1 protein-coding gene and 2 pseudogenes are annotated in these 1,195 nt (G+C 66.1%); all 3 read right to left on the reverse strand.

Going from position 1 to position 1,195, the window contains the following annotated elements; genetic code table 11:
- Positions 1-327 (reverse strand): 3,4-dihydroxy-2-butanone-4-phosphate synthase (locus tag JCM25156_RS25800; RefSeq protein WP_034960721.1); only part of this gene is annotated, 327 nt, incomplete at its 3' end.
- A pseudogene (locus tag JCM25156_RS25805) lies at positions 327-943 on the reverse strand (riboflavin synthase). The pseudogene JCM25156_RS25805 and the gene JCM25156_RS25800, both read right to left, overlap by 1 nt.
- A pseudogene (locus tag JCM25156_RS25810) lies at positions 943-1,195 on the reverse strand (hypothetical protein); the annotation flags it as partial. The pseudogenes JCM25156_RS25805 and JCM25156_RS25810, both read right to left, overlap by 1 nt.

Genomic DNA, 1,195 nt, shown 5'->3' on the forward strand with positions numbered 1-1,195 from the left:
CACGAGCACCGTGCGCGCGCGATCGGCGGCGGAGATGCCGGTGGTGACCCCCTCACGCGCCTCGATCGAGACGGTGAACGCCGTGCCGCGCGGGCAGGTGTTCACCTGCGTCATCATGGGCAGGTCAAGCTGGGCGATCCGGTCGGGCGACATGGGCATGCACACCAGCCCACGCGCATGTGTGACCATGAAGTTCATGGCCTCGGGGGTCATGAACTCGGCGGCCATGACCAGATCACCTTCGTTCTCGCGGTCCTCATCATCCACAAGGATGATCATTCCGCCCCGGCGAATGGTGGCGACGGCCTGCGCCACCACCGGGGGCATCAACGGTACTGACATACGCTCTCCACATATTTGGCGATGACATCGACCTCGACGTTCACCGCGTCTCCCGGCTTCAGGGTGCCAAGCTGGTATGGTCCCACGTGTGGGGAATGATCATGAGGGCGATGCGGAACATGTCCGCCGCGCAGCCCTCACCGCCCGGCGCGCCAACCGCGTTCAGCGTCAGGCTGATGCCATCGAGCGTGATGGATCCCTTCTCCACCAGGTAGCGCCGCAGGCGCGCGGGCACCTCGAAGGTGATATGGCGTCCCTCCCCCGTCTTTTCCACGGCCAGCAGCCGCGCCGTGCCATCCACGTGCCCCTGCACGATATGGCCGGACAGGCGCGTGGCCGGCGTGACCGCGCGCTCCAGATTGACGATGTGACCGGCCTCGATCCGGCCCAGCGCGGTACAGGACAGCGTTTCCGAGCTGAGGAAGAAGGTGGCCGTGCCCGCCGCGTCGAACGAGGTCACGGTCAGGCACACGCCGTTGACGGCGATGCTTTCACCCAGGGCGAGATCGGGAATGCCGGTCGCAACCGTTATTTCCAGATCCCGGTCCAGCCTGCGCGCGGCACTTACGCGGCCCTGGTGTTCGATAATGCCAGAAAACATCATGACTCCTTCATGACAGGGGGTTCAGGGGCGAATTCGGGAAAAAGGCGCAGCGGGGTCACATCTCCGGCGCGCACGCGCACATCGAGATGGTCCCCCCCGCCATCGCCCGCGGTAATGGTCAGCCAGTCATGCCACAGGTTGCGCGTGCGGATTTCGGCCAGCAGGCCCGGCCCGGCCTCCACCATCGCCCAGGTCACGCCCGCCTGGCCCAGCATGTCGGGCAGGGCGGCAATGTCGGTGCACAGGCGA

The organism is Komagataeibacter kakiaceti JCM 25156 (assembly GCF_000613305.1).